Origin of the sequence: Jiangella muralis (genome assembly GCF_001270745.1) — a bacterium.
In the GTDB taxonomy this organism is placed as follows: domain Bacteria; phylum Actinomycetota; class Actinomycetes; order Jiangellales; family Jiangellaceae; genus Jiangella; species Jiangella muralis.
The window spans coordinates 350609-365009 of the sequence record NZ_KQ434755.1 but is presented as its reverse complement, the minus strand read 5'-3'; the positions used below and the strand labels follow the sequence as shown (position 1 = coordinate 365009).

Below are 14401 nucleotides of genomic sequence, written 5' to 3'. Positions count from 1 at the left end.
TCGGTGCCGGCGCCGTCACGATCGGCGCAGGCGTGGGTTGATGCGCTGCTCGAGGGCGTAGCCGAGCAGGGCGAATCCGAGGGCGGAGAGCATGATCAGCAGGCCGGGCGGCAGCACCCACCACTTCCACGCCGGGGTGAGGAACGCGCCGCGCGCCTGCGCCCAGTAGAGGGTGGAGCCCCAGCTCTCCTGCAGCGGGTCGCCGAGGCCGAGGAAGCTCAGCGACGACTCCAGCAGGATCGCGCCGCTGGCGGCGGCGACGAACTCGCCGATGGCCAGCAGCATGGTCTTCGGCAGCACGTGCCGCCAGAGGACGTAGGCGTGGCCGGCGCCCATCGAGCGGGCCGCGACGATGTAGTCGCGGCCGGCCAGCGACAGCACCTGCGAGCGGATCACCCGGGCGGTCGGCGCCCAGATGAGGATCGCGATGATGATGACGGTGTTGACGATGCTGCGCCCCAGGTAGGCGGCCAGCACGATGAGCAGCGGCAGGAACGGCAGGATCAGCACGACGTCGACACCGCGCATGGCGACGGCGCCCAGTCGCGGGAAGTAGCCGCCGATCAGCCCGACGACGGTGCCGATCAGCATCGCGGCCGCGGCGGCCACGATGCCGACGGTCAGCGACACCCGGGTGCCGTAGATCATCTCGCTGAGCAGGTCCTGCCCGACGTCGTTGGTGCCGAGCAGGTGGTCAGGCGACGGCGGCGAGAACGGCGTCCCCGCGCGTTCGGCCGGGTCGTACGGCGCCAGCACCGGCGCCAGCACGGCGACGGTGACCAGTGCCAGCACGATGACGCCGCCGACGGCGCCGAGCGCGGTCGTGTGGTCGCGCAGCCGCCGTCCGCGCCGCACGACGGGGGCGGGACCGGCCGGGCCGGGCGCCGGTTCGGTGCTCACGGTGGTCGTCATACGCGCACCCTCGGGTCCAGACGGGGATAGAGCGAGTCGGCGAGCAGGTTGGCCAGCAGCACCGCGATCGTGAAGACCAGGAAGGTCGCCTGCATGACCGGGTAGTCGCGGGCGGAGACGGCGTCGTACATCAGCCGCCCCAGCCCCGGATAGGAGAACACCGTCTCGATGACGACGGTGCCGCCGAACGCCCAGCCCAGCCGCAGCGCCAGCACCGTCGTCACCGGCAGCAGCGCCGTCCGCACCACGTGGTGCAGCATGACGGTGCGCGGCCGCAGCCCCTTGGCCTGCGCGGTGCGGATGTAGTCCTCGCCGAGCACCGACAGCGTCGAGTAGCGCATCGACAGGTAGACGGCGGGGATGCTGAGGATCGACAGCGTCAGCACCGGCAGGACGGCGTGCTCGGCGACGTCGGCGAGCCAGGCGAGGCCGGTGAGGTCCGCGCCGGCCGTCGTGGCGCCGAACGACGGCAGCCAGCCCAGCGACACCGAGAACAGCGCGATGAACAGCATGCCGAGCCAGAACTGCGGCGTCGACTCCAGCGCGATCATCACGGCCAGCGACGACACGTCCCATTTGCCGCCGCGCCGCCAGGCCGCGAACGCCCCCAGCGCGATCCCGATGACCCCCGACACCACCAGCGCGGTGAGCGTCAGCAGCAGCGTCCACGGCACCCGGTCCAGCACCAGCTCCTCGATCGGCGTGCCCTGCCGGAACGAGTAGCCGAAGTCCAGCGTGAGGATGCTCTTCCAGTAGCTCAGGTACTGGACGACCAGCGGCCGGTCCAGGCCGGCGTCGGCGGTGACGGCGGCCCGCTCCTCCGCCGTCATCTCACCCACCTCGACGCCGGCGATGAGCGCGAGCGGTGAGCCCGGCATCAGCCGCGGCAGGGCGAAGTTCAGCGAGACCGCGACGACCAGCACGACGGCGTACTGGCCGAGGCGGGCTAGGGCGGGTCTCCCAAGTCTCGGCCGTGGCGAGCGGCGTCCAGGTGGATGCCTCGCAAGGCCGAGGAAGGAGACATAGCGGTGCCTATGGCGACTGACGAGAACGCCGCGAGGCGCCGCCTGGTCGTCGCTCGGTAGGCCACGGACTTGGGAGGCCCGCCCTCGGCCCAGGTGCCGGGCGCGCATCGTCAGGGCTGGCCGTCGTCGGGGATGAAGGACAGCTTCGTCATCGGGCCGGTGCCCGTGATCGACACCCAGTCGCCGAAGACCGACGGGTTGTAGCCGTAGGCGCCGTTGGGATGCAGCAGCGACACGAACGGGGCCTCCTCGGCGATCCGCTGCTGCAGCTGGTCGGCGACCCCTTCGCGGGCGGCCGGGTCCAGCTCGGTGTCGAGCTGCGCGGCGAGCGCGTCGGTCTCCGGGTCGGAGTAGCCGGTGACGTTGAGGTTGCCGAGCGCCGGGTCGGTGGCCACCAGCGACGCCATCTGGCCGATGTCGGCCTGGCTGGCCGCCGACCAGCCCCACATGGCCAGGTCGTAGTTGCGGCCCTGGGTGACGTCGTAGCCGGGCCAGACCGCGTCGTCCAGCGTCTGCATCTCGACCGAGCTGACCTCGACGCCGATGCCGACCTCGCCGAGCTGCTCGCCGATCAGCTCGGCCAGCCGCATCCGCAGCGCGTTGTTCGACGCGACCAGCAGCTCGAACGAGAGCGGCGCGCCGTCCAGCTCGCGGATGCCGTCGGAGTCGGAGTCGGTCAGCCCGAGGTCGTCGAGCAGCCCGGCCGCCTGCTCCGGGTCGTGGACGGTCTCGACGGACTCGTCGTACCAGGGCGAATCCGGGTGTACCCAGCCGGCGTTGCCGACCACGGCGGCGCCGAGGAACACGTCGTCGACCAGCCGCTGCCGGTCGACGGCGAGCCCGACGGCGCGGCGGAACTCCGCCTGGTCGAACGGCGCCACGGCGGTGTTGAACACCAGCAGCGTCGTCGTGTACTCGGGCGCCTCGACGACATCCAGCGTGCCGGTGCCGCGCAGCACGTCGATCTGCTCCGGCGAGATCGACCGCATCATCGTGTCGATCTCCCCCGACCGCAGCGCCGCGGTGGCGCCGGCCTCGTCGGCGAACTGGACGACGACCAGCTCGTCCACCTTCGGCTCGCCGCGGAAGTACTCCGGGTTCGCCTCGAACGAGTAGCTGACGCCGGGATCGGACTCCACCAGCCGGTACGGCCCGGAGCCGACGTTCGTGGACTCGTCGAACGGCGCGACGTCGGGGTCGGCGATGCCGGACCAGATGTGCTCCGCCAGGACCGGCACGTCCGCGAGGACGCGGATCTCGAACGACGGGTCCGGCGTGGCGAGCGTGAGGACGACGGTGGACTCGTCCTGCGCCACGGCCTGGGTGACATTGCCCATCGCGGTGGCGAACCGCCCGGGCGGGCCGGCCTTGTAGTAGTCGACGCTGAACACGACGTCCTCGGCGGTGAGCGGCTCGCCGTCGTGCCAGCTGACGCCGTCGGCCAGGCTCAGGGTGTAGGTGAGGCCGTCCGCCGAGCCCTCCACCGTCTCCGCCAGCCACGGCTGCGGCTGGCCGTTCTCGTCGACCTGCATGAGCGAGTCGTAGCTGAGCATCGTGAGGTTCAGCCCCGGGAAACCGGTCGCGTACGTGTGCGGCGTCAGGTTGCCCTCCTCGGACATGATCCCGATGCGCAGCGACTCGGCGGTGGAGGCGCCGCCGGCCGGCCCGGCGTCCTCGGCGCCACCGCCACCGCCGCCGCCGTCGCCGGACCCGCAGGCTCCGAGCGCCAGGACGGCGACGAGCGCGGCGACGGGTGCCCCGGCTCTGCTGATACGACGGTGGAACATGTGGACCTCCGGAGGGCGTTCGGTGGCGTCGGCGGCAGGTCAACCCGTCGCCGCATGGGCCGGATCGGGGGCGGACGACGCGGCGATCTCGTCGGCGAGATGGCAGGCCGTCCAGTGGCCGGGGCGCTGCTCCTCCAGGGGTGGCGGAGTGGTGTCGCAGAGCCCGGGCCGGGCGAACGCACAGCGTTCGTGGAACCGGCAGCCCGGCGGGGGCGCCACCGGGCTCGGGGGGTCGCCGGCCAGCGGTGCCGGCCGGGACCGCCGGTGCGGATCGGGGACGGGGACGGCGTCGAGCAGGCCGCGCGTGTACGGATGCCGCGGCCGGCCGAAGACGTCGTCGCGGCCGCCCAGTTCGACGATGCGGCCGAGGTACATGACGGCCACCCGGTGCGCGATGGTCCGGATGACGGCCAGGTCGTGCGAGATCACGAGGAGCGACAGCCCCAGTTCGGCCTGCAGCCGCGACAGCAGCGTGATGATCTGCGCCTGCACGGACACGTCGAGCGCGGACACCGGCTCATCGCAGACGAGGACCTGCGGGTCCAGCGCCAGCCCGCGGGCGATCGCGACCCGCTGCCGCTGCCCGCCGCTGAGCTGGTGCGGGTAGCGGCGGCCCAGTTCACGCGGCAGCTCGACGACCTCCAGCAGCTCGGCGGCGCGGGCCCGCTGCTCGGCGGCGCTGCCGCGGCGGTTGATCCGCAGCGGCTCCCCGACGACGTCCTCGACCCGCAGCGCCGGGTTCATCGACGCCGCCGGGTCCTGGAACACCATCTGCGCGGTGCGGCGCAGGTCGCGCAGCCCGGCCGCGCTCATCGAGTCCAGCACGCGGCCGCCGAACGCGACCGTGCCGCCGCTGGGCTGCTCGAGCCCCAGCAGCGCACGCGCCAGCGTCGACTTGCCCGACCCGCTCTCGCCGACCAGCCCGAGCGTCCGTCCGTGCTCGAGGTCGAGGGTGACGCCGTCGACGGCGCGCACGGGTGCGGCGGCCCGCCGCCACGAACCGCGGCCCCGGTAGTGCACCCGCAGCTCCTCCAGCGCGACGACGACCGGAGGTGTGGCCGCGGCGGGTGCGGGCGCGGCGGCGGGCGGTGCGGCCGCGGGCGGTGCGGCCGCGGGCGCGTCGTGCGAACGGACGTTGTCGGTGCCCGCCCGTAGGGTGGGCCCCACCCGGGCCGGGAGGGGTCTGCCTACCACGGCGCTCAGCTCGCCGGAGCGGTGGCAGGCCACCGCGTGGCCGCCGCCCGCCGCGAGCGGCAGCAGGGCCGGGCGGGCGGCGGCGCACGGGTCGTGGGCGTGGTCGCAGCGCGGGGCGAACACGCAGCCCTCGGGCTGGGTCTCCGGGTCGGGCAGGCTGCCCGGAATCACCTCCAGCGGCGACCCCGCAGGGGCGTCCAGCCGCGGCATCGCGCGCAGCAGGCCGGCGGTGTAGGGGTGGACGGCGGCGTCGAAGAGGTCGGCGCACGGGCCCTGCTCGACCACCCGGCCGGCGTACATGACGGTGACGCGGTCGGCGAGCTGGGCGACGACGCCGAGGTCGTGGCTGATCCAGATGACCGCCATGCCGCGGTCGCGGCGGATCCGGTCGACGAGGTCGACGATCTGGGCTTGAACGGTGACGTCGAGGGCGGTCGTGGGCTCGTCGGCGACCAGCACGCGGGGGCCGCAGGCGAGCGCCATCGCGATCATGACCCGCTGGCGCATCCCGCCGGAGAACTGGTGCGGATAGTCGTCGGCGCGGGTCCGGGGGTCGGGGATGCCGACCTCGCCGAGCAGCTCGACCGACCGCGCGTGCGCCGCGCCGCGGGAGACGTCGGCGTGGGCGCGGATCGCCTCGGCGATCTGCCGGCTGACGGTGTGGACGGGGTTCAGCGACGACATCGGGTCCTGGAAGATCACGCCGATCTCGGCGCCGCGCACGGACCGCAGCGCGCGCTCGTCCATCGCCAGCAGCTCGCGGCCGCGCAGCCGGATGGACCCCGACACCTCCGCGTTCTCCGGCAGCAGCCCGAGGGCCGCCATCATCGTGACGCTCTTGCCCGAGCCCGACTCACCGACGACGGCGAGCGTCTCGCCCTCCGCGACGGAGAGGTCGGCGCCGCGGACGGCGTGGACGTCGCGTCCGGCGGCGCGGAAGGTGACCCGCAGATCGCGGATGGCCAGCAGCTCGGCGCCGGCGGGCGCCGAGGCGGCCATCAAGTAGCCTTGCGCCGAAGAGCAGCAACGGGTGGAAGATCGCGGGTCGTCAGCCTCGGGTGGATGCGCATTTCTGGCCCCTTCCGATTGTGATGTGTCAGGTAACATACGAGTGATGCATCACCGTGGCAAGAGCCGCGAGGAGAGGTAACGCGGTTGACACACACAACCGAGGGGACGGCCGGGGCCACCGCCACGGACCTGGCGTACGAGCGCCTGAAGCGGGCCATCCTCACCTGCGCGCTGGCTCCCGGCACCGAACTGCGTGAGGCGCTGCTGGCCGCCAAGTTCGGGGTCGGCCGCACGCCGGTGCGCGGCGCGCTCGGCCGGCTGGTGCAGGACGGCTTCGTCGAGGTCAGGCCGCGCAAGGGCTACCGGGTCACCGACCTGAAGATCACCGACGTGAACGAGGTGTTCGAGCTGCGGCTGCTGCTCGAGCCCGCGGCCTGCGAGCTGGCCGCCAGGCGGGCGCCGCGGCCGGCCATCACGGCGATGCACTACCTCGCCCACGCCGAGTACGACCACACCGACCCGGAGAGCTACGAGCGGTTCATCGTCGACAACCGCGAGTTCCACGTCCGGCTGGCCGAGGCCGCGGGCAACCACCGGCTGGCCCGGTCGATCCGCACGCTGCTGGAGGAGATGCAGCGGCTGTTCTTCCTCAGCCTGACGGTCGAGGACACCAGCAGCGAGCAGGTGCACGAGCACCTCGAGCTGTACGACGCGATCGTCGCCGGCGACGCCGAGCGGGCCCGCCAGCTCAGCGCCGAGCAGATCGAGCAGAGCCGGCGCCGCGTCATCGAGGCGCTGATCACCGGCTTCTCGCCGGCCTCCGTCACCGGGTCGGCGAACCTGGGCCTGTGACCGCGGGCGGCCCCCACACCAGCACCAGCGTCGCCGGCCGGTCGGTGTGGTTGAGCACGCCGTGCGGCTCGCCCGGCGCGGCATAGAGGGCGTCGCCCTCGTGCAGCTCGGCGGTCTCGTCGCCGGCGGTGACCCGCACGCTCCCGCGGACGACCAGATACAGCTCGGCGAGCGCGTCGTCATCGTCGTGCGTGTGCGGGCCCTCACCGGCCCCGGGCGGGAACTCCCAGACGTGCACCGAGACCGGCAGCCGGGAGACGCCGGCGAAGTAGCGGTCGATGGTCAGCTCGCCCGGCCCGTCGTGCACCTGCGGCGCCGTGATCGCCTGCTCGCCGCGGCGCTGGATCCTCATCGCGGCACGGCCTGGTCGACGTGGGCGGCGAGCGCGCGGGCGTCCGCGGGCAGCTGGACCGGCGCGGAACGGGGCGCGGCCATGACGGCCGGGTCCTTCACCGCGATCGAGGTCGAGACGGCGACGACGACGCCGTCGGCCCGCTGCGCCACCTCGCGCGCCGCCGCGACCGCGACGGCTGCCGCTGCCTCGACGGCCAGGCCGGTCTCGCGGCCGAGGCGGGCCTGTTCGGCCAGGTAGACGGGCTCGTCGACGGCGACGGCCCAGCCGCCGGAGGTGCGCAGCGCCCACAGCCCCTGCCAGTGCGCGCTGTCGCTGCCGATCGAGAACGCCGCCGACTCCTGTCGCTCGACGGTGACGAGGTCCTGCTCCGCCGGGTCATCGAGGGCGAGCGCGGCGCTGAACGCGGCGCCGGTGCTCGCCTCGGCCGCGACCATGGCCGGCCTCCGCGCGATCAGCCCGGCCGCGGCCAGCTCCTCGAAGCCGCGGGCGATGCCGGACATGAGGTCGGCGCGGCTGGTCGGCACGACGACGGCGGCGAGGTCGTCGCCGAGGTCGCGGGCCAGCTCGTACGCGAGGCTCTTGTAGCCGGCGTTGCCGTACGGGTTGCCGCCGACCCGCGGGTCGGTGAAGGTCACCGGGTACCAGCCCAGCTCGTCGATGCCGATCCTGGTCATCGCGGAGCGGCCCTCGAAGCCGTCGGCGGCGATGAGGATCGCGCCCAGGTGCTCCAGCAGCGCCTGGAAGGCCGGCGGCAGCGGCCCGTAGGTCGGGACGACGGCGCGCAGCCCGGCCCGCGCCGCGTAGGCGGCGGCCGCCAGCCCGGCGTTGCCGCTGGACGGCGCGACCACGGTGGCGGCGCCGGACTCGGCCGCCTTGGTGGTCGCGGCGCTCATCGCGCGGTCCTTGTGCGACCACGTCGGGTTCGCGCCCTCGTTCTTCAGCCAGATCCGGCCGGACGGGTCCAGCGGGAAGCACGGCGTGTTCCCCTCCCCCAGCGTGACCGGCGCGGCGACGCCGGACAGCGGCAGCGTGTCCGCCCAGCCCCACGGTCCGCCGCGGAACGCGCGCAGGTCGCGGCCGGCGAGGTCGGCCAGCGGCGGGACGAGGTTGACGTAGCGGCCGTCGCCGGCGCAGTGCGGGCAGCCGCGGTAGCCGGCGCCGGGCGCGGCGCACCGCGGGCAGACGAGGTCGTCGGTCATCGGGCGCCTCCAGCGCTCGTCGGGGCGGCGTCGAGCAGCCAGCGGCCGGCGTCGAGGACGCGGACACCGTCGACGTCCAGGGTCGGGTCGACGATGACGACGTCGCGGTGGATCGGCACGTAGACCGAGCCGCCGAACGCGTCGCTCGCGCCGAACGCCACGTGCGCGGTGCCCAGCACCTTCTCGTCCTCCAGGACGTTGCCGGTGAAGGCGGCGCCGTCGTTGGTGCCGACGCCCAGCTCGGCCAGGTTGGTGCCGAGCCGCCCGTGCGAGCGCAGCAGCTCCAGGAACGCGCCGCCGTGCGGGCCGGTCGCGTCGGTGAGCTGCCCGTCCTCGACGGTGAGCAGCATCGGCTCGGGCAGGATGCCGGCCGGCGTCACGCTGCTGGCGGCGATCCGGCCGTGCCCCGTCTCCGGGGAGATCGCCGCCTCGCCGCACGGCAGGTTTCCGAACGCCTGCGGCGCGGTCAGGTCGCCGTCGTCGGCGATGCCCTGCCGCCCGCCGATCCGGAACCACATGTCGGTTCCGTTCGGGCAGGTCAGGTGGGCCGTGCCGGCCTGCGTGAACAGCTCCGCGGCGGCGATGCCGCGGGCCCGCAGCGCCGGCAGGTCGACCGCCATCGCCCGGGTCAGCATCGCCGCGGTCACGCCGGGCAGCGTCGCTCCGCGCGCGCCCCGCGCCGTCGCCTCCTTGCGGGCGTTCATGTGCGACAGCGACTGCCGGGTCGCGACGATGAAGACGTCCGCCGCGGCCATCGCGCCCGCGACCGGCCGGGCCGGCTCGCCGTCGAGGCGCTCCTCGATCAGCAGCAGCACGGCCTCGGCGCCGCGCGACCGGCTGCCCTGCCAGAGCGCCTCGGCCAGGTCGCGGGTGGCCGGGTCGCCGACCACCAGCACGTGCTCGTCCGGCCGGACGGCGAAGCAGTCGTCCAGGACGGTGCCGATCGCGCGGTCCAGTCCGGCGTCGGTGACGGTCATGGTTGCGTCCTCCAGTCCAGGTGCAGGTAGACGGCCGACGGCTCGTAGTCCCGCCAGGTGTCGGAGACCACCGCCGACGCGCGCTTCACCGAGACGACGATCGAGTAGACCTGCCGGGCCATGACGATGTCCTGGATCTGCCCGAGCAGGTCGTACTGCTCCTCCTCCTCGAACGCCAGCGACAGCTGGTCGGCGAGCCCGTCCAGCTCCGGGTCGGCGATGCCGCCGGCGTTCCGCGAGCCGTCGGAGGTGAGGTAGTCGTGGATCACCCCGACGACCGCGCCGCTGGTGCCGTAGTAGCCGGTGCGGAACAGCGCGATGTGCCAGCCGGTGTCGCCGTCGTAGATGGAGGAGATGTCGTCCAGCTCCTCGATCTGGATGCCGATGCCCGACTCCTCCAGCTGCGAGCGCAGCGCGACGGCGATCGCCGGCAGGTCCGGGTCGGCGCGGTAGGTGTAGAGCGTCAGCTGCAGCGGCACGCCGTCGCGGGCCCGCATCCCGTCCGAGCCGCGCACCCAGCCGGCCTGGTCCAGCAGCTGGGCGGCCCGGTCCGGGTCGTACGCCTGGTTCGCCACGGCGTATGGCAACTGCATGGGGTACATGCCCTCGGCGACGTCGTGGAAGCCGTTCATGACGTCCTTCGCCATCGCCTCGTAGTCGATCGCCGCGCTCAGCGCCTGCCGCACGGCCGGCTCGTCCATCGGGCTGCGCTGCACGTTGAGGATCAGCCGCGGGCCGAGCGTGCCGTCGCCGGTGACGAAGTGCGCGGCGGACGAGTTCTCCAGCGTGCCGGCCGACTCCGTAGCCGGGTAGAGCGCCACGTCCACCTCGCCCGACTGCACGGCCAGCACCCGCGCCTGCGCGTCGGAGATGAACGACACCTCGACGCCCGGCAGCGCGGGCTCGCCCTGCCAGTAGTCGTCGTAGCGCTCCAGCACCATGCCGGACGACGTCAGCTCGGTCACCCGGTACGGCCCGGTGTGGATGCCCAGCCCGACCAGCGCCTCCGGATCGCCCGCCGCCGACTCGTACGCGGCCACGTCGTAGATCGGGAACATGTCCTCCTGCGCCAGCAGCGCGGGCAGGAACGACACCGGCGTCGACGTCGTCAGCACGACGGTGTCCGGCCCGGTGGCCGCGGCCGTCGCGCCGGGCAGGATCGGCGGCAGCACCGGGTTGTTCGCCAGCTGGTGGTTCATCGCGGCGGCGACGGCGTCGGCGTCGCACGGGCTGCCGTTCTGGAACGTCACGCCGTCGCGCAGCACCAGCTCCCACTCGGTGGGCGTGACCGACTCCGCCGACTCCAGCAGCCACGGCTCGACGACGCCGTCGGCGGTCGGGCGCATCAGCAGCTCGCCGTAGCCGAACTCGGGCGCCCAGTACGCCTCGGTGATCGGGTCCAGCGACCCGATCGCCCAGGTCGTGGCGATCCGCAGCGGCCGGTCGGTCTCGCCGGCCGGATCGGCGGCCTGTCCTTCGACGGCGCAGCCGGCCACGACCGTCACGGCGAGGGCCGCGACTGCCGCCAGCGCCCGCCGTCCAACTCGTCTACTCATCGGTGCCCCTTCGTGCGTGGACGAGCGGCCGCAGCACCTCTTCGGCGACGACGCGGCCGCGGTTCATCCGCAGGATCCGGTCGGCCAGGACGCTCAGGCGGTCCTGGTCGTGACTCACGATCACGAGCGCCGTGCCCTGGTCCGCGGCCTCCCGGAGCACCCGGGTGACGCCGGCCGCGGTGGTGACGTCGAGGCTGGCGGTGGGCTCGTCGGCGACGACGAGCGCCGGGCCGGCGACGAGGGCACGGGCGATGGCCACCCGCTGGCACTGCCCGCCGGACAACTGCGTCGGCAGGCAGCGCACGTCGAGGTGGTCGAGACTCAGCCGGGCGAGGTGCTCCCGCGCGGCGGCCATGCGTTCCTGCTTGGACATCCGCGGCCGCCCGACGGTGAGCGGCTCGGTGACGGAGCGCCAGATCGGCCAGCGCCGGTCGAGGCTCGCCACGGGATCCTGGAAGACCGGCATCACGTAGCCGGGTCGCGGCGGCCGCGGCGTGCGGCCGCCGGCCCAGACGTCGGCGCCGCCGAGCCGGACGGTGCCCGCGTGCGGCTGCTCGAGCCCGGCCAGCAGCCGCAGCGTCGTCGACTTCCCGCAGCCCGACGCCCCGGTGATGCCGACGATCTCGCCCGGATGCACCGCCACGGTCAGGTCTATGACGGCGTGGTGGACGTGGCCGCGCTGGCCGTAGGTGACCGAGAGCCCGCTGCCCTCGACGACCGGGCCCGTCATGACCGCTCCACCGCGTGGCAGGCGACCCCGTCGGCGAGCAGTGGCAGCAGTTCCCGGCACTGGTCGCCGGAGTGGGCGCAGCGCGGCGCGAACGAGCAGCCGGGCAGGCTGTCGGCCAGCGACGGTGGCGTGCCGGGCAGCTCGCGCGGCAGGCCGGCGCCCGGCCGCGGGGCGGCCAGCAGCAGCGCCCGCGTGTACGGGTGCCGCGGCGCGCCGATGACGTCGCCGGTGCGGCCGGTCTCGACGACCCGTCCGTGGTACATGACGGCGATGCGGTCCGCGTGCTTCGCGACCAGCGCGAGGTCGTGGCTGACCAGCAGCAGCGCGTTCGACGCGGCCCGCAGCGCGGCCAGCACGCCGTCGCTGAGGTCGGCGTCGAGCGCGCTGGTGGCCTCGTCGGCGACGGTGAGCGCTGGGCCGTGCACCGTCGCGCCGGCGATCGTGGCGCGCTGCAGCATGCCGCCGGACCACTGGTGCGGGCGCAGCCGGGACCGGTGCTGCGCGTCCTCGATGCCCAGCTCGGCCAGCCGCGCCGTCACCTGCCCGTCCGGCGGCCGCTGCCCCTTCGCCCGCCAGCCCTCCTCGACGTGGTGGGCGACGGTGCGCAGCGGGTCGCAGGCGGCGTACGGGTCCTGGGCGACGTAGGCGACGTCGGTGCCGCGCAGCCGCCGCAGCCGCCGGCTCGAGGCGCCGACGACCTCGGTGCCGCGGATGCGCACCGACCCGGCCACCCGGGTGCGCCGCGGCAGCAGGCCGAGCAGCGCCCGGGCGACGGTGGTCTTGCCGCAACCGGACTCCCCCACCAGCGCCAGGCACTCGCCGTCGCCGAGGGCCAGGCTCAGCTCCCGGACGGCGCGGGCGCCGTTCGCGTAGGTGACGTCCAGCCCGTCGACGGACAGCACGGGCGCCGTCACCACGCCGTTGGTCTCGTTCATCCGCGCCTCCAAGCCGGGTCGACGACATCGCGCAACGCCTCGCTGATCAGCACGGCCGCGCCGACAGCGAGCATCACGGCGAGGCCGGGGCCGAGCGCGAGCGTCGGCATCTGGGTGAGCGCGAAGCGGCTCTCGGCCAGCATCTGGCCCCATTCGGCGGTCGGCGGCTGCACCCCGAGGCCGAGGAACGACAGCGCCGACAGCCCGAGGATGATCGCGCTGAGCTCCATCGTCGCCGCGATCGCGACCTGCACGGTCACGCCCGGCAGCACGTGCCCGACGGCGATCCGGACCCGGCCGACGCCGGCCATCCGCGCGGCGATGACGTCCGGCCGGTCGTGCGCGCCGAGGGCGTGGCTGCGGGCCAGCCGGGCCAGGTACGCCCAGCCGCTGACGGTGAGCGCGATGATGACGTTGCGCAGGCTCGGCCCGAGGGTGCCGACGATCGCCAGCGCCAGCACCAGCGACGGCATGCCGAGCAGCAGGTCGACGATGCGGGAGATGACGCTGTCGACCCAGCCGCCGGCCAGCGCGGCCACCATCCCGACCACCACGCCGATCACGCCGACCAGCACGAACACCGTGAGCGCCGCGCCGAGCGTCGCCTGCGCACCGGCCACGACGCGGGCCAGCTGGTCGCGCCCGGCCTGGTCGGTGCCGAGCAGGTGTTCCGCGCTGGGCGGGGCGAGCTGGGTGTCGTAGCTGGTCTGGTTCGGGTCGGCGGTGAGCCATGGGCCCACGAGGGCGACCAGCGCCAGCAGCGCCGCGATGGCCAGCCCGGCCCGCCCGGACGGGTGCCGCAGCAGGCTGGCCCAGACGCCGACCGGCTGGCTGCCGGCCCGGGCGGAGCGGGCGACGAGGACGGGTGCCGCGGTCATCGCGCTGCCTCCCCCGCCATCGATCCGGCCGGCCGGCCGCGCTCGCGCAGCCGTGGGTCGATCGTCGTCGAGAGGAGGTCGACGGCCAGGCTGCTCAGCACGAACAGCAGCACGGCCAGCATCGTGAACGCCTGCACGACGGGCACGTCCCGGGCGATGATCGACTCGACGGTGTAGCGGCCGATGCCCGGCCAGGTGAACACCGTCTCGACCACCGGCGCGCCGGCCAGCAGCCAGCCGACGCTGACCCCGAACACCGCGAGGAACGGCACCGACGCGTTGGGCAGCGCGTGCGTCACGAGCAGCCGCAGCCGCCCGGCGCCGCGCGCCTCGGACACGTGCAGGTAGGTGGCCGACATCGACTCCAGCAGGCCGGCCCGCAGGATCCGTGCCCAGGACGCCGCCGGCCAGGCCGCCAGCGTGATCGCCGGCAGCCACGCGTTCGACCAGGTGCCGTCCGCGACGACGTTGCCGGCGCCCCAGCGCAGCACCACGACGTAGAGCAGCACGACGCCGATGACGAACGCCGGCGTCGACACCATCACCAGCGTCACGACCCGGATGACGGCGTCCGGCCAGCGGCCCGCCGTCGCGGCGCCGAGCAGGCCCAGCGGCAGCGCGACTGCCAGCGCGATCACCAGCGCCGCGAGGGTGAGGTTGATCGTCGCGGGGAGGTAGACGGCCAGCTCGTCGCTGATCGGCCGCCCGGTCCGCCAGGACTGGCCGAAGTCGCCGCGCGCCGCGCCGCCGAGCCAGTCCAGGTACCGCTCCCAGGCGGGCCGGTCCAGGCCGAGGGCGAGCCGTTCGGCCGCGAGCTGCCCGTCGGTCGGGTCCACGACGCCGCGCCCGTTCAGCACCCGCCGGGCCGGGTCGCCGGGCGCCAGCGCGAGCAGCGACCACACCAGCAGGCTCGCCGCCCACAGCGTCACCAGCATGTGCAGGATCCGGCGCGGCACCCGGCCCAGTCGCCGCCGTCTTCTTCGCGTCACG

The 14401-nt window shown here is 74.3% G+C and carries 13 protein-coding genes; 1 reads left to right on the top strand and 12 read right to left on the bottom strand.

What is annotated here, in order from left to right; translation table 11 throughout:
* Positions 1-15 precede the first annotated feature (15 nt).
* The 4 genes from ACW62_RS11935 to ACW62_RS11920 are packed head-to-tail and all read right to left on the bottom strand — an operon-like array spanning position 16 to position 5917.
* Positions 16-912, bottom strand: a complete 897-nt coding sequence (locus ACW62_RS11935; protein ID WP_083459662.1) for an ABC transporter permease — start codon at positions 910-912, stop codon at positions 16-18.
* Positions 909-2045, bottom strand: a complete 1137-nt coding sequence (locus ACW62_RS11930) for an ABC transporter permease (protein WP_276202945.1) — start codon at positions 2043-2045, stop codon at positions 909-911. The genes ACW62_RS11935 and ACW62_RS11930 overlap by 4 nt, the downstream gene beginning before the upstream one ends.
* A 2-nt stretch (positions 2046-2047) precedes the next feature.
* Complete coding sequence (locus ACW62_RS11925; RefSeq protein ID WP_053204312.1) at positions 2048-3724, bottom strand: ABC transporter substrate-binding protein; 1677 nt, start codon at positions 3722-3724, stop codon at positions 2048-2050.
* A gap of 39 nt (positions 3725-3763) precedes the next feature.
* Complete coding sequence (locus ACW62_RS11920; protein ID WP_053204311.1) at positions 3764-5917, bottom strand: ABC transporter ATP-binding protein; 2154 nt, start codon at positions 5915-5917, stop codon at positions 3764-3766.
* Between the two features lie 156 nt (positions 5918-6073).
* Here ACW62_RS11920 and ACW62_RS11915 point away from each other — a divergent pair, with 156 nt between their 5' ends.
* The gene (locus ACW62_RS11915; protein WP_053204310.1) at positions 6074-6781 is read left to right on the top strand and encodes a GntR family transcriptional regulator; all 708 of its coding nucleotides are present in this window, start codon (positions 6074-6076) and stop codon (positions 6779-6781) included.
* Here the strand turns inward: ACW62_RS11915 and ACW62_RS11910 are convergent.
* The 8 genes from ACW62_RS11910 to ACW62_RS11875 are packed head-to-tail and all read right to left on the bottom strand — an operon-like array spanning position 6753 to position 14400.
* A complete protein-coding gene (locus ACW62_RS11910) occupies positions 6753-7133 on the bottom strand; it encodes a cupin domain-containing protein (protein WP_053204309.1) in 381 nt (126 codons plus the stop codon). The genes ACW62_RS11915 and ACW62_RS11910 overlap by 29 nt on opposite strands.
* Positions 7130-8335 (bottom strand): threonine synthase, encoded by a 1206-nt coding sequence (locus tag ACW62_RS11905; RefSeq protein ID WP_083459661.1) that lies wholly within the window; start codon positions 8333-8335, stop codon positions 7130-7132. Before ACW62_RS11905 ends, ACW62_RS11910 begins: the two co-directional genes overlap by 4 nt.
* Positions 8332-9312 carry an aminopeptidase gene (locus ACW62_RS11900; protein ID WP_053204308.1) on the bottom strand — a complete coding sequence of 327 codons (981 nt, stop codon included), beginning with the start codon at positions 9310-9312 and terminating at the stop codon, positions 8332-8334. Before ACW62_RS11900 ends, ACW62_RS11905 begins: the two co-directional genes overlap by 4 nt.
* Positions 9309-10868 (bottom strand): ABC transporter substrate-binding protein, encoded by a 1560-nt coding sequence (locus ACW62_RS11895; protein ID WP_083459660.1) that lies wholly within the window; start codon positions 10866-10868, stop codon positions 9309-9311. The genes ACW62_RS11900 and ACW62_RS11895 overlap by 4 nt, the downstream gene beginning before the upstream one ends.
* A complete protein-coding gene (locus tag ACW62_RS11890) occupies positions 10861-11598 on the bottom strand; it encodes an ABC transporter ATP-binding protein (protein WP_053204306.1) in 738 nt (245 codons plus the stop codon). Before ACW62_RS11890 ends, ACW62_RS11895 begins: the two co-directional genes overlap by 8 nt.
* Positions 11595-12533: an ABC transporter ATP-binding protein gene (locus ACW62_RS11885; protein ID WP_053204305.1), complete on the bottom strand. Its 939-nt coding sequence runs from the start codon at positions 12531-12533 to the stop codon at positions 11595-11597. Before ACW62_RS11885 ends, ACW62_RS11890 begins: the two co-directional genes overlap by 4 nt.
* Positions 12530-13411 carry an ABC transporter permease gene (locus tag ACW62_RS11880; RefSeq protein WP_083459659.1) on the bottom strand — a complete coding sequence of 294 codons (882 nt, stop codon included), beginning with the start codon at positions 13409-13411 and terminating at the stop codon, positions 12530-12532. Before ACW62_RS11880 ends, ACW62_RS11885 begins: the two co-directional genes overlap by 4 nt.
* On the bottom strand, positions 13408-14400 hold the full coding sequence (locus ACW62_RS11875) for an ABC transporter permease (RefSeq protein ID WP_205629298.1): 993 nt from the start codon (positions 14398-14400) through the stop codon (positions 13408-13410). Before ACW62_RS11875 ends, ACW62_RS11880 begins: the two co-directional genes overlap by 4 nt.
* Position 14401 lies beyond the last annotated feature (1 nt).

Bases quoted from the DNA above. Each gene is read 5' to 3' on its own strand.
- ACW62_RS11900 (WP_053204308.1), bottom strand. From the start codon at position 9,312: ATGACCGTCACCGACGCCGGACTGGACCGCGCGATCGGCACCGTCCTG.
- ACW62_RS11925 (WP_053204312.1), bottom strand. From the start codon at position 3,724: ATGTTCCACCGTCGTATCAGCAGAGCCGGGGCACCCGTCGCCGCGCTC.
- ACW62_RS11880 (WP_083459659.1), bottom strand. From the start codon at position 13,411: ATGACCGCGGCACCCGTCCTCGTCGCCCGCTCCGCCCGGGCCGGCAGC.
- ACW62_RS11885 (WP_053204305.1), bottom strand. From the start codon at position 12,533: ATGAACGAGACCAACGGCGTGGTGACGGCGCCCGTGCTGTCCGTCGAC.
- ACW62_RS11895 (WP_083459660.1), bottom strand. From the start codon at position 10,868: ATGAGTAGACGAGTTGGACGGCGGGCGCTGGCGGCAGTCGCGGCCCTC.
- ACW62_RS11905 (WP_083459661.1), bottom strand. From the start codon at position 8,335: ATGACCGACGACCTCGTCTGCCCGCGGTGCGCCGCGCCCGGCGCCGGC.
- ACW62_RS11920 (WP_053204311.1), bottom strand. From the start codon at position 5,917: ATGGCCGCCTCGGCGCCCGCCGGCGCCGAGCTGCTGGCCATCCGCGAT.
- ACW62_RS11890 (WP_053204306.1), bottom strand. From the start codon at position 11,598: ATGACGGGCCCGGTCGTCGAGGGCAGCGGGCTCTCGGTCACCTACGGC.
- ACW62_RS11910 (WP_053204309.1), bottom strand. From the start codon at position 7,133: ATGAGGATCCAGCGCCGCGGCGAGCAGGCGATCACGGCGCCGCAGGTG.
- ACW62_RS11930 (WP_276202945.1), bottom strand. From the start codon at position 2,045: ATGCGCGCCCGGCACCTGGGCCGAGGGCGGGCCTCCCAAGTCCGTGGC.
- ACW62_RS11935 (WP_083459662.1), bottom strand. From the start codon at position 912: ATGACGACCACCGTGAGCACCGAACCGGCGCCCGGCCCGGCCGGTCCC.